Source organism: Draconibacterium sediminis (genome assembly GCF_000949475.1).
In the GTDB taxonomy this organism is placed as follows: Bacteria; Bacteroidota; Bacteroidia; order Bacteroidales; family Prolixibacteraceae; genus Draconibacterium; species Draconibacterium sediminis.
Window position 1 is genome coordinate 21,948 of record NZ_JRHC01000007.1, and the last position, 23,318, is coordinate 45,265.

General features: G+C 40.9%; 15 protein-coding genes. 8 read left to right on the forward strand and 7 right to left on the reverse strand.

Annotated features, from left to right (window positions below; genetic code table 11):
- Positions 1-7: 7 nt before the first annotated feature.
- A complete protein-coding gene (locus LH29_RS20730; RefSeq protein WP_082063885.1) occupies positions 8-1,468 on the reverse strand; it encodes a glycosyltransferase family 2 protein in 1,461 nt (486 codons plus the stop codon).
- A 15-nt stretch (positions 1,469-1,483) separates the two neighbouring features.
- Positions 1,484-4,456: a golvesin C-terminal-like domain-containing protein gene (locus LH29_RS20735; protein WP_052671139.1), complete on the reverse strand. Its 2,973-nt coding sequence runs from the start codon at positions 4,454-4,456 to the stop codon at positions 1,484-1,486.
- 122 nt (positions 4,457-4,578) lie between these two features.
- Here LH29_RS20735 and LH29_RS20740 point away from each other — a divergent pair, with 122 nt between their 5' ends.
- On the forward strand, positions 4,579-5,412 hold the full coding sequence (locus LH29_RS20740; RefSeq protein ID WP_045033256.1) for a hypothetical protein: 834 nt from the start codon (positions 4,579-4,581) through the stop codon (positions 5,410-5,412).
- Positions 5,413-5,420: 8 nt separating this feature from the next.
- Entirely contained in the window at positions 5,421-6,233 is an 813-nt protein-coding gene (murQ, locus tag LH29_RS20745) for an N-acetylmuramic acid 6-phosphate etherase (RefSeq protein ID WP_045033257.1), read from the forward strand.
- 97 nt (positions 6,234-6,330) lie between these two features.
- Here murQ and LH29_RS20750 read toward each other — a convergent pair whose 3' ends face one another.
- The 4 genes from LH29_RS20750 to LH29_RS20765 all read right to left on the reverse strand — a co-directional run bounded on the left by LH29_RS20750 (position 6,331) and on the right by LH29_RS20765 (position 10,824).
- On the reverse strand, positions 6,331-7,344 hold the full coding sequence (locus LH29_RS20750; protein WP_045033258.1) for a dipeptide epimerase: 1,014 nt from the start codon (positions 7,342-7,344) through the stop codon (positions 6,331-6,333).
- A gap of 18 nt (positions 7,345-7,362) precedes the next feature.
- On the reverse strand, positions 7,363-8,550 hold the full coding sequence (locus LH29_RS20755; protein ID WP_045033259.1) for a C40 family peptidase: 1,188 nt from the start codon (positions 8,548-8,550) through the stop codon (positions 7,363-7,365).
- Between the two features lie 100 nt (positions 8,551-8,650).
- On the reverse strand, positions 8,651-10,084 hold the full coding sequence (locus tag LH29_RS20760; protein WP_045033260.1) for a transglutaminase-like domain-containing protein: 1,434 nt from the start codon (positions 10,082-10,084) through the stop codon (positions 8,651-8,653).
- Between the two features lie 14 nt (positions 10,085-10,098).
- A complete protein-coding gene (locus LH29_RS20765; RefSeq protein WP_045033261.1) occupies positions 10,099-10,824 on the reverse strand; it encodes a FadR/GntR family transcriptional regulator in 726 nt (241 codons plus the stop codon).
- A gap of 240 nt (positions 10,825-11,064) precedes the next feature.
- On the opposite strand from LH29_RS20765, the gene LH29_RS20770 reads away from it, so the two are divergent.
- From LH29_RS20770 to LH29_RS20795, 6 genes are all read left to right on the forward strand, one after another.
- Positions 11,065-12,714 carry an alpha-L-fucosidase gene (locus tag LH29_RS20770; protein ID WP_045033262.1) on the forward strand — a complete coding sequence of 550 codons (1,650 nt, stop codon included), beginning with the start codon at positions 11,065-11,067 and terminating at the stop codon, positions 12,712-12,714.
- Between the two features lie 114 nt (positions 12,715-12,828).
- Entirely contained in the window at positions 12,829-13,428 is a 600-nt protein-coding gene (locus LH29_RS20775) for an RNA polymerase sigma factor (RefSeq protein WP_052671140.1), read from the forward strand.
- Positions 13,429-13,554: 126 nt separating this feature from the next.
- Entirely contained in the window at positions 13,555-14,568 is a 1,014-nt protein-coding gene (locus tag LH29_RS20780) for a FecR family protein (protein ID WP_045033263.1), read from the forward strand.
- An 85-nt stretch (positions 14,569-14,653) separates the two neighbouring features.
- Positions 14,654-18,079 (forward strand): TonB-dependent receptor, encoded by a 3,426-nt coding sequence (locus tag LH29_RS20785; protein WP_082063887.1) that lies wholly within the window; start codon positions 14,654-14,656, stop codon positions 18,077-18,079.
- A gap of 30 nt (positions 18,080-18,109) precedes the next feature.
- Positions 18,110-20,068, forward strand: a complete 1,959-nt coding sequence (locus tag LH29_RS20790; protein ID WP_198152537.1) for a RagB/SusD family nutrient uptake outer membrane protein — start codon at positions 18,110-18,112, stop codon at positions 20,066-20,068.
- 242 nt (positions 20,069-20,310) lie between these two features.
- Positions 20,311-21,507: an MFS transporter gene (locus tag LH29_RS20795; protein ID WP_045033265.1), complete on the forward strand. Its 1,197-nt coding sequence runs from the start codon at positions 20,311-20,313 to the stop codon at positions 21,505-21,507.
- A 40-nt stretch (positions 21,508-21,547) separates the two neighbouring features.
- On the opposite strand, the gene LH29_RS20800 is transcribed toward LH29_RS20795, so the two are convergent.
- Positions 21,548-23,308, reverse strand: coding sequence for a DUF6057 family protein (locus tag LH29_RS20800; protein ID WP_045033266.1), 1,761 nt, complete (start codon positions 23,306-23,308; stop codon positions 21,548-21,550).
- Positions 23,309-23,318 lie beyond the last annotated feature (10 nt).

The following is a 23,318-nucleotide window of genomic DNA, read 5'->3' on the forward strand; positions in this document are numbered from 1 at the left end:
TTAAATTTTATCCTCTGTTTTTCTTTTGACGGGCCTTTAATTCAATGGTACGAATGCGGTCTTTGTACGTATTGTGTCCATTCATTTTTACAATATCCAGCGCGGCATCCGAGTTATCGTCCCAACGGCGGCAGAGGTACAGATTATCGTAAATACGGCCAATCTGGTAATCTCTTGAGATAGCCAAACCAACAGCGTAATCTTCGCCGTAGCTGGTATTCGGGATTTTCACATCGCGCAACACCGGTGTATAGAAAGCACGCGGTGCTCCCAAACCGTTAATTCGTAAAGCATTGTTCTTTCCATTGTCGGGTGTCCACTCTTTGTGATCGATAATACCCGGTGGAATTTCTTCCAAATCAAAGTTCACTAACTGGTAAGTTCCCACCACCATAGCACATTTTTCCGCCTCAAAAACATCAACCACTTTTTGCAGGGTATTTTCATCTTTGTATATATCGTCACTATCAAGCTGCATGGCAATCATTCCGCAGCGCGAATCGTGAACGCCAAGGTTCCAGCATCCGCCAATTCCAAGATCTTCGCGAACCGGGATAATATGTACCACACGATTATCTTTTTCAGCAAAAGATTTGATAATGGAAGTGGTTTTATCTGATGAGTGATTATCGATAACAATCAGGTTAAAATCGAAATCCGTCTTTTGCATCAGCACCGATTCCATAGCATCTGCAATGGTAAGTTCGCGGTTTCGCACCGGAATAATCACCGAAGCTTTTTTTGCAAAAGATTTCTCGTCCAATACCACAGGAGTAAAATCAGGACTTAACCAGGCACCAACATCTTTTAAATGTTCAGTTGCTGCCTGTTCCATCTCAACCTGCACCTGGCGGTTTTTCGGATCAACGTAGTCAAATATTTTCTGTCCGCTTTTGCGGTTGTCTGTTTCGTCAATGGTATATAAGAACTCAGGAATGCGGAATAACTCGCCCTGCTGCGCAACTTTTAAACGCAGGTAATACATTCCGGCGTGTTCGAAATCCTGCGTCATGTTTTTAACGGCCGTTTGAAATGCATTGGCTTTGTACAATACCAGCGGACCAAAATTAAAGTCGTCGCGTAAGCTGCCCTCCTGGTAATCAATCACCGGATGTGTTGCCAGCTTTCCTTCTTTCACCTCGTAATAATCGGAATACACTTTAACCGCGCCGGTTAATTCTGCTGTGTCCACCAAACGCTCGATGGCAAATTGCCCCAGTTTTACGGCAGTTACTTTTGTCAATATTAAAACATAATCCACGTCTTCTGCTAAATCAGCCATAGCTTTTACCGTTGCGGTAGAAGTTATCGTTTCAAACGAAAAAGATTCTGCCTTTTCTCCGGCTTCTTTGGCCACATTTTCGGGTAAAAATATTTTATTTACTGATGGATTGGCCTGTAACTCTCCAATCATTTCCGCTACTTGCAACCATGCCGCAGCGGGTACGAAACAGTTAATTTTAGTCATTATCTATTGTTTTTCTTACTCATTTAACATTCTTAATATCTCACGCATTAAGGCATCGCGCTGATTCTGTTTTTTTACACTTTCAAAAGGAAATCCCAGCACCAGCGATTTGTGTTTGTTTTCGTAATAAACGCCTGCACTAATTCCATTTTCAGCATATCTAAAAATCGTTTTCGCATTTTCATTATACGCTTCTATTCCATCGGGCGCTTCAACCGGGTATTGCTCCAAGGTGTAATCGGTATTGAACGCTCCTGTAAAGGTACTATTTGTATTCGCGGAATAAAACAAGCCATTTTTTACCGCATGATCGGTTCGCCATTTAAATCCAAACAGCTTACCAATCCGTTCTTTTTGCGTTTTATCTTTCGGAATTTCCGTACCAACATACGCTCCCGACATAAAAATGTTTCCGCCATTTTCTGCATATTCAGAAAGCGCATTTATCATTTTGTCGGTGTAGATTTCGAAATAAGGAACAGAATCCTTACCCGGCAGAAAAGTTTGTTTCTCTTCACCGTAAAGCAGATCAATCAGTTTGTAGGTTTCAAGATCAGCCAAACCTTCTTCCACGGCTTCATCGCTCGACGTTACAAAACTATAACCATTGGCCAACAGACTTTTTCCATGAACCAGCGAAAAATCGAAAGTATTACCTCTGAAAATGGTTGTTTCCAGATCGGCATAACTGGCTCCAAATCCCGGACTATCGTCATCCAACCAGGTAGATTTGCGTTCGAAATCATATTGATCGCCGGTAGTCGACATTTCATATTCATAGGCCACACCATGATCGAGGAAACGCCAAACGCCCGCCAGCGAATCAGTTTCAAAAATAGCAGGTCCGTCAATACGATCGAAACCATTTACGATCAGAACTTCGCCTTTGCTGTTTTCGGCCATTCCAACTGCCAGCGTTTCCGAAGGAAAACTTTCACCACCGGCGTTTACAGCTGTAACCCGAAATCCATAGACTTTTCCAGGCTCCAAATCGGTCAATATAATTTCTGGTTCAGTTACCAGGGTGCCGTTATCAAAACCGTTATCGCCAACCCGTTTATAAACCAAATATTGATCAGGTACTGCGCTTGGTTCCAATTCGTCAATCACCGGTTTCCATGATAATTTTACTGTATTTCCATTGGTAAACCGAGCATTTAAATGATCAACCGGCAATGGTTGTACCACATAGTCCTGCCCGTTTTGCGAGGTTATAAAACGTAACATTCCTTTATAAATGGCACGCGAAACATCAAAACGAAATTTTGGGTTCAGCACATATTTTACATCCTCCAGGTTTTGGTGCGACAATAACTCCAACAGCATGGTTGGCACCTGCGGACGATAAGCTTCGCTGTATTGCGAGTTCCACATTCCGCGGCGTGTCCAGTTGCTTTTATACACGGCATTGATATCGCTTACAATCTGCGTCTGTATTAAATCAGTTAAATCGCGCGAGGCATATTTCGATTGTCCGTCTGGAAAAACGGAAGTATCTCTGTCGGTTGAATAAATCCCAAGCGTTCCTACAATCTGGTTATCGGGCAGAATTCCGGCATCGGTATGAAAGGCAAAAGCCAGGTCGATTGGAATTTCCAAGCCCGGAGCCATGCGGTTTTTCGTCGGTCCAAAAGGCGCTCCCATTAACCAGTCTACCCATTCCCCACGACTCATATAATCATCTTTGTAGTCGTCTTCACCGTTGAACAGGTTCCACACCAGCGTGTCGGGCGCTCCGGAATATTGCAGGTTGTAACGCGCACCTTCATAAAAACGGGCTAACCCGCCAGGTCTCCCATTGCGGACTATGTTTCCCATACCTCCGCCAAAACGCACAGCATCAGCCGAGAAATGTTTTCCCTCGCCTTCGGGCACAATCAATTCTACTTTGGCGGCCTTTTTATCTTTTCCGGCATTGAAATAGAACTTATCGAGATAAATCCAGGTTCCGTTGCCCATTTGTTGGTCAACCAAAAAATCGCTTACTCCTCCTGAATGCGTTACGCGATAGGTCACCGGCCCGTCGCCTTTTGCATACGAAACATACACACCATATTCTCCCGCTTCGGGGAAATCAGGAATATAGGTGGCAACATTTGATTTATTCCGGCTTTCAAAACGTACCGCCGTTCCTTCCTGAAAAGGATTTGTGGTTCCCTGAATCAATTCAGTATAAGCAAAACCGTTTTCGTCAGCATTCCGTTTTCGTGGTTTTTTGAATTTGCTTTTCCCGGTTGATTTATCATTGTCAACAACCACTTCGCGAATTTGCCAGTCACGCTCACGTGCATTAAATACATTGGCTCCCGCATTCTCCAGCATCGGAATAATAAACGGGATTACAAACGAACTGGGCGAAATATCTTCAAGGTTGGTAAACAATCGTGCGCGTTGCCACTCCCAACGATCGCGGGCAGGTTCGTAATACCAGCCATGACTGTTCCACAAAGCAATATTTGCTCCATCCAAACCTTCCGAAATGGAATACGGACGTACCTTCTGAACTACATTTTTGCGGTTTCTACTCACAGGAGTCAACCTGTTTTTATCAACCGAAATTTCGTTTCTGTAATAATTCGGCACCAGTTCTTCCAAAGTCAATTGATTGGCCCAAATTTTAAAAGGGATCTCTTTTAACGAATCGGGCAAAACATTCTGAATGGAGTCACGAACAACCGACAAACTATTTTCCCGAAAAGGCATTTCTGCCAGTGCTTTATTAAAATAGAGATACAATGTATCGTTGCCCTGCGAAAAGTATGCAGTGTCGAGCGCTACCCGTTTTCCGTTCAGGTAATTTTCGTTACCAACATAGAATGCAGCACTGTTTTTTTTCGAAAACAATCTATTTAGCTGCTCTTTCTGAGATTCCTTTTGCTGAGCATTTGCAGAAGAATAAATGAGAATTGTGAACAAGATTAACAGGAATTTTGTCATTTTCTTGCTTACTTTAAGGATTTCATATTTAGTCAGGTTTAAATTTTTCATAGTTTTCCGACTAAGATTATGGCAACAAATGTAGGTAAAATTTGTATTACATATTACCAATTCAAAAAAGATTTTGTACATTTGCGACAGAAAATTTCTGAAAATAAACCAATAGTATCAGAATGATTGTAATAGCAGACAGCGGCTCATCAAAAACCGATTGGTTATTTATTAGTCCTGAAAAAGAATTTATAATTAACACACCTGGAATTAATCCTTTTTTCCAGCAAACCGACGAAATTTTTGCCACTCTTTCAAGCACATTTACAAACGATCAAAAAGAAGAGGTTAGCGAAGTACATTATTATGGTGCGGGATGCATAAAAGGCAAAACCGACCATGTTGTTTCGGATGCACTGAAAAGAGTATTTCCAAAAGCATCGATAACTGTTGAAGACGATATTACAGGAGCGGCACGCGCGCTGTTGGGAAAATCATCGGGAATTGCCTGCATTTTGGGCACCGGAACCAATTCGTGCCTTTACAACGGATCGGAAATTATTGACAAAGTGCCAACGCTGGGTTTTATTCTGGGCGACGAAGGAAGCGGTGCTTACCTGGGTAAACTTCTATTGAACGACTATTTTAAACGCGCCGTTCCCGAAGACCTGAAACAAAAAATGGAAAACGAACTGCACCTGGAGATGGCAGATGTTTTAAACGCAGTTTATCGTCAGGAATACCCGAGTCGCTATCTCGCGAAATTTTCAGAATTTTTGAGTAAAAACAGAAATCATATATACGTTCAGAATTTGATAAAAAGAAGTTTTACCGATTTCTTTTTTCGGAATATTGAGCGCTATAACGACTATCAAAACCACACGGTAAACTTTGTGGGTTCGATTGCGTACCACTATTCAGATTTACTTAAGGAAGTCGCGTTCAACCGAAAAATAGAGATCGGAAATATTATTGATAAACCTATAAGCGGACTTAAAAAGTTCCATACCAATTAAGAAGAAAAATGAGGGTCACAGAATCATCATCTTTATACGACAACCTCGACCAGATGACAGTTGAAGAACTGTTAACCGGAATTAACAACGAGGATGCAAAAATTCATGTTGCCGTACAAAAAGAAATTCCACAGATAGAAAAATTAGTCACTCAACTTGTTGAGCGCATTAAATCAGGCGGTCGCTTGTTTTATTTGGGCGCAGGAACCAGCGGACGACTGGGAATTCTTGATGCATCGGAAATACCGCCAACGTATGGCATGCCCGATGGCGTTGTAATCGGTCTTATTGCCGGTGGCGACCGTGCCATTCGCAAGGCTGTTGAAGCCGCAGAAGACAATATTCATGGAGGTTGGGAAGACCTGCAGAAGTTTCAGGTAAACGAGCGCGACACCATTGTTGGGATTGCAGCCTCAGGAGGCACACCATACGTTATTGGTGCTTTGCAAGATGGCAATAACAACGGATTGCTTACCGCCTGTATCACCTGTAACCCTAACTCGGAAATTGCCAAGGTGGCAAAAATTGCCATCGAACCGATTGTAGGCCCCGAGTTTGTAACCGGCAGTACCAGAATGAAAGCCGGAACAGCTCAGAAAATGGTGCTGAATATGATCACCACCTCGCTGATGATAAAACTGGGCCGAGTAAAAGGCAACAAAATGGTTGACATGCAGCTAACCAACAAGAAGCTGGTTGAACGCGGATCGAAAATGATCGTTGATGAACTGGGCATTGAGTTTGAAGAAGCCAAACGTCTTTTGCTTTTACACGGATCAGTTCGGGCCGTACTCGATAATTACAAGAAAAAAGGACAGTAGGCTGTGTAATACAGATTATAATCTTTACAAAAAAGGAATCGAATTATACTGAGTTATCAGCAATATTCGATTCCTTTTTTTGTGATGTCAAATGTACTTAGCGCTTAACTACACCGATTCCCGGAAGATCGAAGAGGGTAACTTTCCCATCAATAACTTTCATCCCCTCAAAAACATCGTTGGTAATTAGCAAGGCACCGTCGAGATCGGCCCAGTCGCAAAGTGGAGATAATTGCGAGGCCGCAGAAATGGCGCAGGAGGTTTCGGTCATACAGCCGATCATAACCTTCATATCAAGTGCCCGCGCTACATCGATCATCTTTTTTGCTTCGCGCATTCCGGTACTTTTCATCAGTTTGATGTTTATTCCGGAGTAAACACCTTTAAATTTCGGAATATCGTGAATGCGTTGAAAAGCTTCGTCGGCAATAGTTGGCAGCGGGCTGTGCGCCGTTAGCCAGGCCATATCCTCCGGCTGCTCTTTTGGCATTGGTTGCTCGACAAAAACAATCCCTTTTTCATCCATCCAGTGAATCATGTCGAGTGCTTCGTGTTTATCCTTCCAACCCTGATTTACATCCACACACAAAGGCACATCGGTAACCGAACGAATGGTTTCAATCAGTTCTTTGTCGTTATCGCGCCCCATTTTAACCTTTAGCATTTTAAACTCGGCGGCCTCTTTGGTTTTTTCGATTACCACTTCACGCGTGTCGATACCAATAGTGTAGGTTGTGTACGGCGTATTTTCAGGTTTTAATCCCCAGATTTTATACCAGGGTTGCCCCAATATTTTACCCACCAAATCGTGCAAAGCGATATCAATACAGGCTTTTGCCGCGCGGTTTCCCGTCTCCAGCTGATCCACATATTCCAGAATCTCATCCATACGGAACGGATCGTTAAATCCCGACAAATCCACTTTTTTCAAAAAGCGGGCAACGGTTTCATGCGATTCGCCCAAATAAGGCGGCATGGAAGCTTCACCATATCCAATCAGTCCGTCGTGTTCCAATTCAACCAACATCACAGGGGTGGTTGTACGCGAACTTGTAGCCAGCGTAAAAGTATGTTTTAACTGAAGTTCAAAAGGTTTAAAACGTAATTGCATGTGCTCTGATTCTTGATGTTATTCCGGTAAAACCTGTTTGAAAAACGTATTGTCGACTACCCACTCAATTCCGTCGCCATCAACGTTACCGATAATTCGGCGGGCACGTACAAAACCTTTTTCGTAATGTTCGGTATATTTCTCACTGTCGCGGTTCAAGCTGTTTATACGCACTTTCCCCGATGCATGGATAAACTCCTGATCGCCCAAGCACAACCCAACGTGAGTTACTCTTTCGCGTTGGTCTTCGGTAGCTTTTCGTCCGAAAAACACCAGATCACCGGCTTCTAAAGTTTCGTAGCCATTTTGTGTATCAACCAACTCTCCGTATAATGTTTGCTGCGATGCATCGCGTTGCAGAATCACTCCATAATTGTAATAAGCCGATTTTACAAAACCGCTGCAATCAACCATTTTCGCCGAGGTACCACCCCACAAGTACGGAACGCCCATAAATTTTTCGGCGGTTGCCAGCACATCTTTTGCAACAACATTTTTATTGTACCAATTATCAAGGCCCATACATTCATCCTTTTTCACAAAAGCCTCACGCCCGTCGGCCAAAACTGTTTTATAAAAACCAGCTGTTTCATCCACCACACTCAGCAGGTTATCAAGCACCAGGTCGGTTGCAATGTTTGATTTAGCGTCGGCTTCGGCATAGGCAAAACCATATTGATTTTTGTAAAGTACTTTCTTCAATGTTTTCCATTCGGCCATTTCGCTATTACTTTTCGTAGCAATTCCGGCACCATCAACCCAGCCAAAATAACGATCGGGCGTTTGAATTAAATACCAGCCACCCGCTTTCCGGTAAACTTTAACCGGAGTTCCCATAATGGCCTGCGTCACCATCTCGGCCGAATGCCTTGAGTTACTCCGAATATTACACACCGAAATTGTAACAATGCCCCATGGATTTTCGCTGAAAGTGTCTTCGGGCAACAGGTCAACAGAAAAATCACATCCATTTTCAGATGCAAACGTTCTTAAGGCATCAAAAGTAGTTTTCGAAACTGTGGCTCCGGTTACTGCCGGCTGTCCTTCGTTAACCGAAACACTAACCTTACAATAATCTACACGTTTATCTTTAATTTGCTGATCGATCAACTGATCAATTTGCTGTTCAATGTCAGATGATTGTTGTTGTTGCGTACAAGATGCCATAACCAAAAAGAATAGAAAAATAATGTGAATAAATTTCATGCCTTGTCATATTTGTATTACATATTACAAATATAAATTTTAAAGTGATTTTTCCGAAGAATTATCACTCGAAAAATTCATACTTAACATCAAGATACAATTAGTTTTCGGTAGCCGGCAAATATTCTAATTCGAGATGATAATCCCATGTATCAAAATACAAATTACCACCCTCCCATTCCAGCTCTCCTCGCTGAAAATCAAAAGGTTCGCTTCGATAAAACTTTTTAGGCGGAACCAGTTCGCAGGCAAAATCATCGTTTACCACCAGTCGGTAACAATCCAGTCCGTTCAGATAAAACTCTTTTATTCGCTGGTCGTCCGAATCGATCAACTTAAACGAGGGATCAACCGGCACCCAGCCCACTCCTTCGTAATACACCTCGGCCCAGTCGTGCAGGTTTTTGGTTTGCGGCAATAAATACCAGCCGCTTTGCCATTTACACGGAATTCCGAGACTACGAGCCATACTCAAAAACAAAAAAGTTTGCATACCGCAATCACCATGCATATTTTCGAGCACATAACACGGAATACAAGGCATAACCGAATATTCAAGTGCACCGGCCCATGGAATGTTATCGTTCATCCAATAATACAGCATTTCTACCTGCTTTACCGGATTTTTTTCGTTGCCAACAATATTTTTAGCTAACGATTTTATCTGCTCGTTAAACACGATGTGCGGCAAACGTTCTGCGGTGTATTTTTTATAAAGCTTTGAGTTTTTATCGTAAGCCTTTACATCTCCCGGTTTAATATTGAACCACTGAGCTGCAGTTTCAAAGATAAAGGAGATTTGAAAAACCGTCTTCTCACCTTCCACCGCTTTTTTCTCCATATAAACTGTTCGCTGCATGGTTTCGTTCGGAGCAATTGTATAATCCTCCTGACTAGCCTCCAAAAATTCGACCTTTGGCAAACGCTGCGATCCGGTTCGCGGATAAGGCAACCAACATCTTACCAATTCGCCTGCCGGCACTGCGTTGGCGTCGAGCGTAATCGTATAATTTACTTTTATGCGTCGCGGACTAAAGGGCTTTCGCGGCTCAACAGCTTTTTCAAACCATTGCGGAATAACAGTTTGTTGAAAATCTTCCACGCCATCGTAAGCTTTCCCCTTCTTTTCTTCCCTAATCTTTCCGGCGGTTTCGTTTAAACGAAAAAAATTGCTAACTGCTCTTGAAAAATAGCGCTTTTCACCATCGATAATGCGCATCTCCAACTGTCTGGCGTTTTCCCATTGGGTCAGATCTTCGTCTGTTAAATCAGGAAAGTATTCACGTAACTGTTCTTTTACATCAGCCCGTGTGTAAGGAAACTCCTTTCGTAAACGCCGGATGGTTTCCATCTGAATAATCAACTGGTCATTCTGCGGATCATCAGAAAGTTGTTCACTCAACATGATTTCAGCTTCTTTGAATTTTCCCTGAGATAAATAATTGTGATAATCGAACACTTCCTCTTTCTTATTTTGACAGGCAAAAACCAGTAATGCCAGACCTATAAAAAATACTCCTTGCAAAAATTTCATAAAACGGTTGTATACTAGTACGAGTTGTGCAGGTATTTCTGGTAAATTTCCATTGTACGGCGCAAATGTACTTTCATTAGCTCCGCGGCTTCATCACTTTTCTGTTTATTAATTACGTCAAATATTTTCAGGTGATATTCGAGTGTAATATCTTTTTCACCCTCCACATTGGCATAAATCAGGTTTCGCATGCGTGGCAGAAGCGAATAAATAGGCTCCATCGAGATCTGTACAATCGGGTTATGCGTTGCTTTGGCAATCAGCAAATGGAATTTATTATCCAGGTCGGCTTCCATCTGAATATTATCGGGATTACAGGCTTTAAAAGCTTCAATATTATCCTGAATATCGCTTAAGTCGTTTTGCGTGCGTTGTTTGGCTGCCAGTCCGGCAATCTCGGGCTCAAATAACCTGCGCACTTCAATAATTTGTGCAATCAGGTTATGATCGAACTGCATGTCGTAATACAAGTTCAGGTTTTCAATGGCGTCATCAATCTTTAACCCGGTAACAGTCATTCCACTACCTTTTGTAATTTCTATAAGCCCACGCGCACTTAAACGACGTAATGCTTCGCGTAATGCTGTTCGGCTAACACCAAACGATTCACACAATTCTCTTTCGGTTGGCAACCTTGATCCTACGGGCAATTTTTTTTCGCGAATTGCAGCTTCAATTCTTCGTTCAATTTTTTGGCTCAGCGTTAACTTACTTCCGATTTTTCTAAAGATTTCATCCATTATCGTAAATTTTGGTCAAGTAGTAAATGCGTTTAATGTACTACATATTACAAATGTAGCATTTTAATAGAAATTATATATTTATGTAATCAATATGGTTTTATTTTATCGCGGAAAAATCGTATGACTCTGATTAGTAAAACATTGCAATTTTGAATAAAAACATGCTTCGGGTTTAAGCTTGTACGCCTGTTATTTTTTAGTACATTAACAGTCCTTAAAACATCAATCTATCTTGCAATGATAAAGTCAGGCATTACATTTCTTTTACTCTCATTCTCAATAGCTTTATGGGCGCAAACAACAAACAACGAAGTACTAAACCTAAACAAACCCGAGCGTGTTGAATGGTTTCGTGATCTTGGTTTTGGTCTATTCGTGCATTTTAGTTTCGACAGCCAATTGGGAATTGTAATCAGCCACTCGATGGTTGGTGCATCTGACGATTACCTTGACCGCTACATTAACGAGCTTCCAAAAACGTTTAATCCGAAAGATTTTGATGCGAACGAAATTGCAACCTTGGCTAAGCTTGCCGGAATGAAATATATTGTATTCACCACAAAACACCACTCTGGTTTTTGCATGTGGGACACCGAAACCACCGACTTTAACATTACCAATACACCTTATAAAAAGGACCTGTTAGAAGAGTATGTTGAAGCTACACGCGAAGCAGGGTTGGCAGTTGGATTTTATTTTTCGCCTGAGGATTTTCATTTTTTGCACGAAAACGGACTTGAAATTCGCCGCACAAATATAAACGACATTCCACAACATATTATGGACAAATATGTGGAACTGAACGAACTTCAGACCATTGAATTGATGGCCAAGTACGGTGATATCGATATTCTTTTTTACGATGGTGGCGAAGGCCCCCTGGTTGAAAAATGCAAACAAGTAGCCTGGGAGCTTCACCCCGATGTTGTGATAACCCGCGGCGCCATGGAAACACCGGAACAAACATTGCCCGGTGCTACACTTCGCGATCCGTGGGAAGCTTGTTTAACCATGGGAACCCAGTGGGCTTACAAACCGGCTAACGAGGCCTATAAAACCGGTGCCCGGCTAATTGACATATTGGTTGAAACTCGTGCGAAAGGAGGCAATCAACTGCTCAATATCGGGCCAAAACCAAGTGGTGAAGTTCCCGAAGAACAGGAAAACCTGCTGCGCGAAATTGCTGCCTGGAACTTTGTAAACGGCGAAGCAATTGAAGCTACAAAACCATGGATTATTCCGAACGAAGAAAACATATGGTTTACCTGGAAACCGGAAGAAAAAACACTTTATGCCATACTGACCAAACAAACGGAATGGCCACGTGGCGAACGTCGCGAATTTGTTTTGAAATCGGTTAACACCACCGAAAATACCAATGTTGAAGTATTAGGGCAATCGGGAAAACGTGTTGAATACATGCCGGATATTAATGGCACTACTTTTTTTAAGCAGGAAGAAGACGGCTTGCATATTTCATGTGTGCGAGCACAGCGTTTATACAATAATCATAAATGGAACTACCCTCTTGTATTAAAAATCACCAATGCCCGGCCTGCCTTTACTCCGTCTGTAGTGGTTACCGAAGAGGCCGAGATAATACAATCAGGCGGAACGAGCTATATACAGTTCAACGGTAAAATTATTGAACAGGGCGATCAGGAAAATCTTAAAGTTTGTTTTCAATATCGCCCGCGTCCTGAATTTATTGATGAACTTAATTCTAACGAATGGACCGAAACAAAAAATCTGGAAATAGACGACAACTTCTTTATGTTCAGGCTTCCGGTAAAGAACCAAAAAATTACCTACCAGTACCGAACGGTTGCAAAACACCCAAAAGCTACTATTTATGGTAACTACAGAACAATTTCAACAAACCAGTAAAATCATTTTATATAAAATACTTTTTTTTTACGATCAGGTTGATTACTTTTATTTTCATTAAACTAAACTATAGTGTAGCTCTAAAAAAGGAGCAGCACAACTTGCTTGAACTAGATGCTAAACGATCAAAAAACGAAACTGTTAATTGCCGAAGGAAATACCAGAAGCTTTCAACTGTTAATGGAAGTCACTTCTGATGAGTTACTTCAGTATGCTTTAAGTTTTGTACGCAATCAGGAAATTGCTGAAGAACTGATAAGCGATGTTTATGTTAAAATATGGCATAAACGGTCAGAACTGCCCAATATCCAAAACATCAGATCCTACCTTTTTATAGCAGTAAAAAATAGCTGCCTGTCGCATCTCAGAAAAATGAAAAATGAAAAAATTGTGTTCATCGATGAATACAACGATTTTTTATTCCCCATAGTAGAAAGCAATGATGATGAGACGATTGAAAAAGAAATGTTGAATAAAATTCACAAAGCCATTAGCGAACTGCCTCCTAAATGCAAAGAAGCTTTTTCTCTTGCAAAAATTAATGGTTTTAAACACCGCGAAATTGCCACAATAATGGACATTTCGGAAAAAACGGTAAATAACCACCTGGTTACCGCACTAAAAAAAATAACCGAGGCATTGGGCATCGACAAGAAAAAGAAAGCAAAAAATTCACCGTTAAAACAAGCCAGTTTATTCTCCTTCATCTGGTAATATGCGTTCAGCGTAATTACGTTTTTCCCTTCCATTTTAAATAAAGAGTAGTATTTATTAATTTTTTTATTGTTGAATTAGGTATAGTATAAATTACAAACGTCTTTTTAGGTAGAAAGACAAAAGATGACGAACAAAGACAATACCTACGAGCTCATTGTTAAAAAGCTAACAGAAGCCATCAGCGAAGAAGAAGATGGACTTCTTAACAATGAGTTGGACAAACATAAATCTCTTGCGCGAAGCTATTCCATCACCAATACCTTCTGGAGGAAATATTTCCCAAAAGCAAAAAAACATTCCATAATACAGCAAACTGAAAAAAAGCTTGGATTCACATATCACCAAAGTCCGAAAACTAATAACTGGAAATGGATCGGAATTGCAGCTTCTGTATTATTAATCGTATCGATGGCCTTTTCGATAAACTATTTGATAGAAAAGAAGCAGGCCCCAACATTAAACCAGTATAGCTGCAGAGCCAAAGAAATTAAGACCGTAACCTTAAGCGATGGAACCAAGGTATGGTTAAACTCCTCGTCGTTGTTAATTGCCAGCGAACCATTTATTGGCGACAAAAGAGAAGTAACCCTGTTTGGTGAAGCTTATTTTGAAGTAGCACCGGATGCCGAAAAACCTTTTATTATTGAAACCTCGAACCTTAAAACAAAGGTTTTGGGAACCCATTTTAATGTGGTAGCCTACCCTACCGACGATATTCATGAGATTTCGTTATACGAAGGAAAAGTTCAGCTAAATCCGAATACAAATAACAATACTGCCATTTTAAATCCGGGCGATCGTGCTTATTACAACACCAGCACCGGAAAAATGAAATTATTGCACACTGATTTGGGAAAACCGGCACAATGGCGCGACGGAATATTGCGGTTTTACGATGAAGATTTGTTTAGCATTTCGAAAAAACTGGAGCGCCATTTTCAAACACGGATTTTTGTTTCCGACTCAGTTACAGGCAATCTGAAGTATTCAGGAGAGTTTGAAGAAGAATCGCTGGAACGGATACTCGAATTGCTGAGTGTGGCCAAAACATTTGAATACAAAATAAATAATAACGGAATAATTATAGAATCAAAAAAACAAATCCAGAACAGAAATAAACTATTAAAACAAAACTAAAAATCTCCGTAAGAATCTGATCAATTATTAATTACGGAGATAAGTGAACTAAATTTTATTGTTTAACAAACTAAACTATTATTGTATGGAAAAATGCATTAATGCTAAGCTTTCCTGTTCATCAGGATGGCTGACAAAATTTCGTCGCGTAGCAGGTGTCACTATGGCATTGTTACTGGCGATTGTTGTTAGTGTACAGGCTAGCACGTATTCCGAATCGGTTAAGTTCGATTTAAAAATGAAAAAGGCCAGCCTGAAAGAGGTCTTTCAAACCATCGCTGATCAAAGCGAGTTCAAGTTTGTTTACAACAACGATGTTGTAAACGACAATCAAAAAGTTTCGGTAACGACTGAGGATGCACGTGTTGAAGAAATTTTAGATGAGATTTTACCACAACACCAACTTGCTTACCAGGTAATTGACCGACAAGTTATTGTTTATCCTGAAGCCAGCAAGGCAAAAACTGATTCCAATTCCGCCAGTCCTCAGGAAAAATCAATTTCGGGTACTGTTATCGACGAAGAAGGTTTGCCTCTTCCTGGTGTATCGGTAATCGTAAAAGGAACAACCGTTGGTATTGTAACTGATATGGACGGTAAATACAATTTAACCGGCATTCCGGCTGACGCCAACGTTCTGGTTTTTTCATTTGTTGGAATGAGAACTCAGGAGGTTAACATTGGCAACAGAGCCACAATCGATGTTACCCTGGAAGCTGAAGCAATAGGTCTTGAAGAAGTTATTGCAGTGGGTTATGCTACCCAAAAGAAAGCCAACATTGTTGGTTCGGTAACTTCAGTTAGTGGAGATAAAATTGAATCCATTCCGGCTGCCGATGTCTCAAACGCAATTTCGGGTCGTCTACCTGGTGCCGTGGTAATTCAACCTACCGGTGAGCCCGGACAAAATCAAGCAAATATTAGAGTTCGTGGTCGTACAACTTTAGGAGATGAAGGAAATGTTGCTCCACTTGTTGTCGTTGACGGAATTCCGGGAAGAAACCTGGGAGAAATCGATCCTATTGACATTGAAAGCATCTCTGTTCTTAAAGATGCCTCAGCTGCAATTTATGGTGCACAAGCAGCAAACGGTGTTATCCTTGTAACTACAAAATCAGGTAAATTAGGAAAACCAACCATGAATTATCAATTTTACCAGGGTTTTATGGCTCCAACGGTTCTTCCTAAAGCTCTAAATGCAGGTGATTATGCTACCATGTTGAGTGAATACCAGGATGCAGAAGGCAAAGCCAGAACATACTCCGATGAGGATATCGATTTATATTATAGCGGACGCGACCCATGGGAACACCCTAACAGTGACTGGATGGGTGACCTTGTAAAAGACTGGTCGTCCACAGCGAAACATAATTTCTCCATATCGGGAGGTACAGCCAATGGAATGAACTATTTCGTTTCAATGGGTTACAAAAACGAAGAAGCTATTTACAAACAGGAATCAACGAATTACAAGCAGTATAATATTCGTGCAAAATTGAAATTGCCAATCAATGACTGGTTAACTACAAGTGTTGATTATGCAGGCTTCCTGAACAAGAAGAAGTATCCAACAAAAAGTGCAGGAAGTATATATGGACAAGCTACCAGGCTGGTGCCAACACAATGGTCTTTCTGGCCATCAGGAGAACCAGGACCGGATATCGAATATGGTGACAACCCTGTAGTAACTTCTACATTCGAAGGTGGTTATGATGACCAAACCATGTACAGAAACCAGCTTACTTTTGAAGCCACCATTGCACCACCTATGATTGAAGGATTGTCCATCAGTGGTAAATATACATATGACGTGGATAACTGGTACCGGAAACGGTTCCGTAAACCATGGACACTTTACTTTCCAAAATGGGACACCGCAGTACGCGATTCGGAAGGTTTCATCACAAGCATGGAATTAACACCTACTCCCCGTGGTTATTCATCTCCTGAATTAGTAGAAGACTATGACCGAAACATTAGGAAGTTAGGCATTGTTAGTGCAAACTACGACCGTACATTTGGAGATCACTCATTTTCAATATTTGGTGCTTACGAACAATTAACCGACGATGGTAACTGGTTTGGAGCATTCCGTAAATATTATATTTCAGATGTAGTGCAAACATTAGATGCTGGTGCCGATGCCGAGAAAAACAACTGGGGTAGTATGGAAATCTATGCTCGTAAATCAATTATCGGCCGTGCAAATTATAGTTACAAAGGTAAATACCTCGCCGAAGTTGTATTCAGACGCGATGGTTCGTTAAAATTCCCACCTGACAGTCGTTGGGGTAACTTCCCGGGATTTCTGGTAGGTTGGAGAGCTTCAGAAGAAAATTTCTGGATGGAGAATTTAGCTTTTATCAACTATTTTAAATTAAGAGCCTCGTACGGTAAAATGGGTATGGACCCTGGTGCTGCATTCCAGTTTATGAATAAGTACCAACTTTCAACTGGTATGACTTTAGGAACCGGTAAAGTTGTAGAAACTGTTGTTCAGCAGGCAGGAGTAGCAAATCCAAACATTACCTGGGAGAAACAAACCACCTACAATATTGGTTTCGACTCTCAATTACTTGACAATATGTTTACGTTAAACGGAGAATTTTTCTCCAGCACACGTACTGATATTTTAGCACCAAGAGATGCCTCTGTTCCTGGATTTACAGGTTTGGCACTTCCTGATGAAAACATAGCTGAAGTTGATAACCGGGGTTTTGAAATTGAAGCCGGTTACCACAAAACCATTAACAATGATTTCCGCCTTGATGTGGTGGGAAATATTGCATACAATCACAACGAAGTGGTATTTATGGACGAGCCGGAAAGAGCCGTACCATGGCAAAGACGTACTGGCCATCCTTATGGTGCCACCTTGCTTTATAATGCTATAGGCATTTTCAGCGACCAGGCAGAAGTAGACGCATATCCGCACTGGACAGGTGCCCAACCCGGTGATGTTATTTATGAAGACGTTAGTGGTGACGGTAAAATTACCAGTGACGATAGAATCTTACTGGACAAAACAGATGCTCCTCAAATTTTTTACGGTATAAACCTGGATTTAACTTATAAAAACTGGAACCTTTCGTTATTGGCTCAGGGCCAGGGAGAGTATTACCGTTTAAATATTGCCGACGGACGCCGCGGTGAGGCAGGTAACTATATGCAGTGGGAATTTGATGACCGATGGACTCCTGAAAATACCGATGCTTCAGTAGCAAGAGCTTATAACCGAGGCGACCTTTATTGGACTCTAGATGGTGGTAACCGCAGTACTTACCTTTACGACAACATGGCTTACTGCCGTTTGAAGAATGCCGTAATAACCTATACTATTCCTTCTAGCTATGTTCAGCGCGTGGGTTTATCACGTGCAAGTGTATATTTTGCAGGAAACAACTTGTTCCTGATTTATGCTGCACAAAAGAACTTCGATCCTGAAATTGGTGCGCCGTTAACTTATCCGGCTGTAAAAACATTTGCACTTGGAGTGAGAGTTACATTTTAATGATTTAACGAATATTGAAAAATGAAGAATATGAAAAAAATAGTAGAATATTCATTGTTGATGCTGGTGCTGATATTCGTATCAACATCATGTGACGATGTTCTCGATCAAAAATCCGTAGATTCATTTACAGAGGAATCCGTTTTTGTCGACATCAACCTAACAGAAGCCTATCTGGGTAAATGTTACGACGCTATTGGAGGCCGAGGAGGTTGGAGCAACTGGGACAACTCAGGCACATTAGGATTAAGGGAAGACCTGTTGGCCGGCGCCACAGATGAGATGTTATGTATACACCGGCCAAATGAGTATAAAAATATTAAGGGTACCATGAGCCCTGACGAGCTGGGGCACTTCGGAAATAACAGATTTGCCTGGATTCGATGGGAACCTTTGTACTCAAATATCAAGAACGTTAATATTCTATTGGCTAATATTGACAATGTACCTGAAAATGTTTCGACAGATGCAGATCTTAAAGCAAGAATTAAAGCTGAAGCATATTTTATCAGGGCTTTTGATTACACCAATTTAATGCGTTCGTATGGAGGCTTAATATTAATTGATTCTCCTTTTGAGCTCGATGAAGATTTTAGCACAGTTACACGTGCAAGTTTGGATGAAACGCTGGCTTTTATCCTTGCTGATGTAGATAAAGCTATTGCCGGATTACCAATGAAAGATGACATTGAACAAGGACGTGCAACAAAAGGAGCAGCCGCTGCACTTAAATCACGCCTTTTAAGTTGGTCAACAGGCGTATTAATGCATGGAGATTACTCTTCGGATCCTTTGGTTTCTTTCCAAAGTACTTCACGCCAGTCGTTATTAAACGATGCAAAAACCATTGCAAAAGCAATAATGGACGGGCAGTACGGTACATATGCACTTACAGGCTCAACCGACGATCCTCCAATGCCTTTGTCTGAAGAAGATTCAAAAGCCTATTCGGATAATTTCTTTAATATCTTCACTCAAACAGGCGAATGGAATGATGAGGTAATGTGGGGAGTTCAGCATAACCAGGCAGACGGTAACCGTATCAGACAAAACCAATGGTGGGGACCAAACGGATACCACAACTGGGGAAACAACAATCCGCTGGAACCTGTAGTTCGTAAGTTTGAAATGGCTGATGGAACACCATTCGACTGGGATAAATACAATCCTGGAGATGAAATTTTCAGGGTAGCAACCACTGACGAATTAGCTACCGATCCTGAGATGAATCCATATATTGGCAGAGAACCACGCTTTTATGCTACAGTATTATTTGATGGAGCGAAATGGCAGCCCAGACCAAGTGATGCCGCGGGAATTGATCCAACAGGTTTGATTCAAACAGGTTATAAACTTGGAACAAGTATGTCAGCCTATGTTGGATTGGATCAAACCACTTTTAGAACCAATATCGAAGCATTTATTAATAGTACTACTGACGGTTATACTCCCGGATTAGATACACGTCAGGGATTAATCGAATCGTGGAATGGAACTAAAGTTGGATACTACGTTAAAAAATATTGCGAAGAAGATATTGCCGGTCAGTTTTATCAAAACAGAAACACCTGGATTGAATTCAGGTATGCCGAAGTGGTGATGGACTATGCGGAAGCGTGTATTGAACTTGGTGAAGTTGAAGAAGGAATAAACGCACTAAACATGGTACGTAATCGTGCAGGATTACCTGACCGCGTAACAACAGATCAGGCCCAGGCCCGCGAATGGTACCGTCACGAAAGACAGATTGAGTTCTTTGGTGAAGGAGACCGTTACTATATGATGCGGAAATGGATGATTGTTGAAGACGTAATTGTTGATGCGAATCCTATGAGAATTTATCATTTTAACGATGGAACTATCTGGAATTACGACAAATCAGTTACTGCTGATGAAAGGCTATTTTCGGAAGAAGCATACTGGCAACCAATTTCACGTAGTGAAATGAATAAGGCGCCACAATTAACCAACAATCCTGGGTACAATTAATAGTTTGATTAGTTAAAAGACCGGCAACTCGAGCCGGTCTTTTTATATGTACCTATTCATTTCGTATTTTTCACAATAAGAAAGACAGAATTCATTAACTGGACTTTAGAATAATACGAACTGAATTTTGCCCAACATTCACTTAAGCTTATTTGAACCTACAGAGGTTAACGGTTCTCAAATTAATAGTATTGCTAAAACCTATGCATTGGCATTTGCCCATTGCCTAAAATCCAATTGTCATGATTAGAATAAAACTGTCCCTTATGATGCTCCTCCAATACATGATGTATGCTGTATGGTGGGTTCCTCTTGCTGCTTATTTAACCAACCTCGATGTTAGCAGTTTCGAAAAATCGATGATTTTAAGTTCAATGGCTATTGGCTGCCTCGTTTCACCAGTTGTTGGTATGCTGGCTGATCGATTTTTCCCCGGACAAAAAGTACTGGCAACGTTAAACTTGCTGAATGCCGTAATGTTATTACTTGCCGGAACCACCAATCAACCGGATTTACTATTTATTTTCCTGCTTATTGCCATGTTGGGATACATGCCCAGTTGGAGTTTAACCAGTTCTATTGCAATGGCGCACCTTCCGTCTGAACAGTTCCCCAAAATAAGGGTGTTTGGCTCTATCGGCTGGGTGGCATCCGGTATTTTTAGTGTAATTTTTATTCGCTTTTTGGGCCTCGATTTCGACGGAACAAACATACCGTTTTATTGCGGCGCCGGTGTAAGTATAATAGCCGTATTTATTAATCTTACATTGCCTAATACTCCACCTCCGGCCAAAGGCAAAAAAGGTTCGATAATTGATGCTTTTGGATTGCGAACAGTTGAGTTAATGCGCGATAAAAATTTCGCCCTTTTTATCATCTTTTCCTTCCTGTCATTAATTCCCTTTTCAATGTACTACTCGTTCTTTTCCGAGTTTCTGCTGAATATTAATACAAAATACATTTCAGTTACAATGAACTGGGGCGTGCTGGCCGAAATGGGATTTTTACTATTGGTTCCGCCGGCCATTAAAAAGTTTGGCTTACGTAAAGTGATGATTTTTGGCCTGATTGCCTTAACAGTGCGCTACTTTTCGTTTTATGCCGGTGGTATTATCAACCAAAGCTGGATGTATTATATCGGAATATTGATTCACGGACTGATATTTGGATTCTTTTATGTTGGCGGCCAGATTTACATCGATAAAAAAGCACCTGCCGAATTAAAATCACAAGCACAAGGTTTTATTTTCCTGGTAACATTTGGTGCCGGCCTTTTGGTTGGAAACTTTATTTGCAGCGAATTAATAGCCAATTTTAAAAGCGAGGCAGGCTATAACTGGAATGCAATCTGGGGAATATCCACACTAAGTTCTGTGGTTTTGGTAGTTGCCTTTATGTTGTTATTTAAAAACAACGATGAGCTTTTAAAATCGCAATAATATCAAGCAAGATTCAATAAAATTCAAGTAACGCAAACCGTTAATTGAAAAAAACATAATACCAGTACGTATCAGCAAACTCACGAAGGGCAATCTGAGCTTTTCCTTTGTTCGACCGGGTTTGCTGATATATTTGGTAATACCTTTGAAAACGTTGTTCGGTTTCAGGATCAATTTGCAACTGTTGTAGCTCAGGCATCTCTCCCACCCGCAATAATTTGTAAGTTACAACAGCTTCTTCAACATTTTTAGGAATCTTTTTCAAGCCCGCATTTTCCAGGGCCGGCAACAATTCAACAATTCCTTTCATATCTTTCTGCAACATCAACCACGACAGTTCGTATTGCAAGGCTATCGGATTATTCGAATCAGCATCTAATACAGGCAGCAGGTTTAACCAGGGCATATCGCTTTTTACAAAAAAATCGGGATTACTATCCTGTTGCTTCTTTTTTCCCAATTCCTTGTCGCTCCAAACGGCAGCATCATCGTTCAGAAATTTTCTGAAATGGTGTGCCTCATTCTTATAAAACAACGATCGGTCAAGAATCGAGATGTATTTTTCAGCTGTTTTATAATTGCCTTTTATAAGTTCGGTTTTAATCAGCATTTTTAGTGTTTCGGGCGTGTAGCCATATATTACCGTGTATTCGTATGCCCAACGCTGCGCCTCGTTTATCACACCAATGGCATAATAGTAATATCCACCTAATCGTATAAACTGATTAATATTTTGCCATTTCAAAAACAGCGTACTTCCATCGTCACTTTGCCTGAATTTAAAAAAAGAATCAGCCAAACGTCCGGTTTCGGCCAAAGCCACATTATTTAAAAACAGCGTTAGTTTGTTGTTGGTAGGCTGGTCATAATTATAACGAATCAGCTCATCATATTTCTGCTCGTAAAATAGCTTCTCGGCATAAAAGTAGTGTTTACTCTTCTCATCAATATTCTGAAAAGCAACCACAGCGAGCAAAGCCAAAATCAAATACGGAGAAAACATGGCCAATTTTAATTGTCTGATTTTTATCCGCTCGATTAGATTAATTCTGATTTTGGCAAATACAGGTACGAACAGCAATAATAAAACTGCCAAACCGAATAGAACAACCTGTCCCCCAATAGTGGTAGCCGAAAACGGAAATACCAAAAGCGAGTCAGTGGTATAGAAAAACAAGAATTCTTTTCCGATCCAAAAGAAAATCGCAAGGCTGATCCAACTCAATGCCGGCTTCACCCAACTTTTTTGTAACAGAAAGTATACAGTTGTAATACCCAGGAGCAGAACAGAGAAACTACCAAATAAAAAGTATATAGCGGGAAGCAGAATTACCACCCACCACTCATATTTGGGATTGCTCTGAATTAATCCAACAAATAAAAGTAGCTGAACTAAAATTCCCAGGTTATTTATTGCCTGATACTGGTAATTGGTTTGCAGATAAAATAATAGGGCTCCCGTTAAAAATGGCAGAAACAGGAAATTTTCTGCACCTAATTTTTTCCCTATTCCGGAGATTAACCAAATAATTAGTACTAATTGAGCACTCACAATCAATGCTCCAACCAAAGGATAATAATAGAAGGCAATTTGCAACTGCCCCAGGTACTCCAGAATACCGCCCGGCCTGTCTAAATGCTGTTGCAGAAAAGAAAAACCGGTTTGAAATAAGGATGATTTCTCCTGGTAAAAGAAAATATAGTCCGTAAAACTATACAGAAAAACTGTGGCGAACAGAAACAGTAACCCTGCTGGGACAAAGCGGGTAATTGTTTTGGTTTTATTTGGAACTGAATTCATTTCAATTGGT

What these genes read in the sequence shown, in the direction of transcription:
- murQ (WP_045033257.1), top strand. Translation starts at nt 5,421, where the DNA reads ATGAGGGTCACAGAATCATCATCTTTATACGACAACCTCGACCAGATG.
- LH29_RS20780 (WP_045033263.1), top strand. Translation starts at nt 13,555, where the DNA reads ATGACGAACAAAGACAATACCTACGAGCTCATTGTTAAAAAGCTAACA.
- LH29_RS20800 (WP_045033266.1), bottom strand. Translation starts at nt 23,308, where the DNA reads ATGAATTCAGTTCCAAATAAAACCAAAACAATTACCCGCTTTGTCCCA.
- LH29_RS20760 (WP_045033260.1), bottom strand. Translation starts at nt 10,084, where the DNA reads ATGAAATTTTTGCAAGGAGTATTTTTTATAGGTCTGGCATTACTGGTT.
- LH29_RS20735 (WP_052671139.1), bottom strand. Translation starts at nt 4,456, where the DNA reads ATGAAAAATTTAAACCTGACTAAATATGAAATCCTTAAAGTAAGCAAG.
- LH29_RS20765 (WP_045033261.1), bottom strand. Translation starts at nt 10,824, where the DNA reads ATGGATGAAATCTTTAGAAAAATCGGAAGTAAGTTAACGCTGAGCCAA.
- LH29_RS20730 (WP_082063885.1), bottom strand. Translation starts at nt 1,468, where the DNA reads ATGACTAAAATTAACTGTTTCGTACCCGCTGCGGCATGGTTGCAAGTA.
- LH29_RS20795 (WP_045033265.1), top strand. Translation starts at nt 20,311, where the DNA reads ATGATTAGAATAAAACTGTCCCTTATGATGCTCCTCCAATACATGATG.
- LH29_RS20770 (WP_045033262.1), top strand. Translation starts at nt 11,065, where the DNA reads ATGATAAAGTCAGGCATTACATTTCTTTTACTCTCATTCTCAATAGCT.
- LH29_RS20790 (WP_198152537.1), top strand. Translation starts at nt 18,110, where the DNA reads ATGAAAAAAATAGTAGAATATTCATTGTTGATGCTGGTGCTGATATTC.
- LH29_RS20750 (WP_045033258.1), bottom strand. Translation starts at nt 7,344, where the DNA reads ATGCAATTACGTTTTAAACCTTTTGAACTTCAGTTAAAACATACTTTT.
- LH29_RS20755 (WP_045033259.1), bottom strand. Translation starts at nt 8,550, where the DNA reads ATGAAATTTATTCACATTATTTTTCTATTCTTTTTGGTTATGGCATCT.
- LH29_RS20775 (WP_052671140.1), top strand. Translation starts at nt 12,829, where the DNA reads ATGCTAAACGATCAAAAAACGAAACTGTTAATTGCCGAAGGAAATACC.
- LH29_RS20740 (WP_045033256.1), top strand. Translation starts at nt 4,579, where the DNA reads ATGATTGTAATAGCAGACAGCGGCTCATCAAAAACCGATTGGTTATTT.
- LH29_RS20785 (WP_082063887.1), top strand. Translation starts at nt 14,654, where the DNA reads ATGGAAAAATGCATTAATGCTAAGCTTTCCTGTTCATCAGGATGGCTG.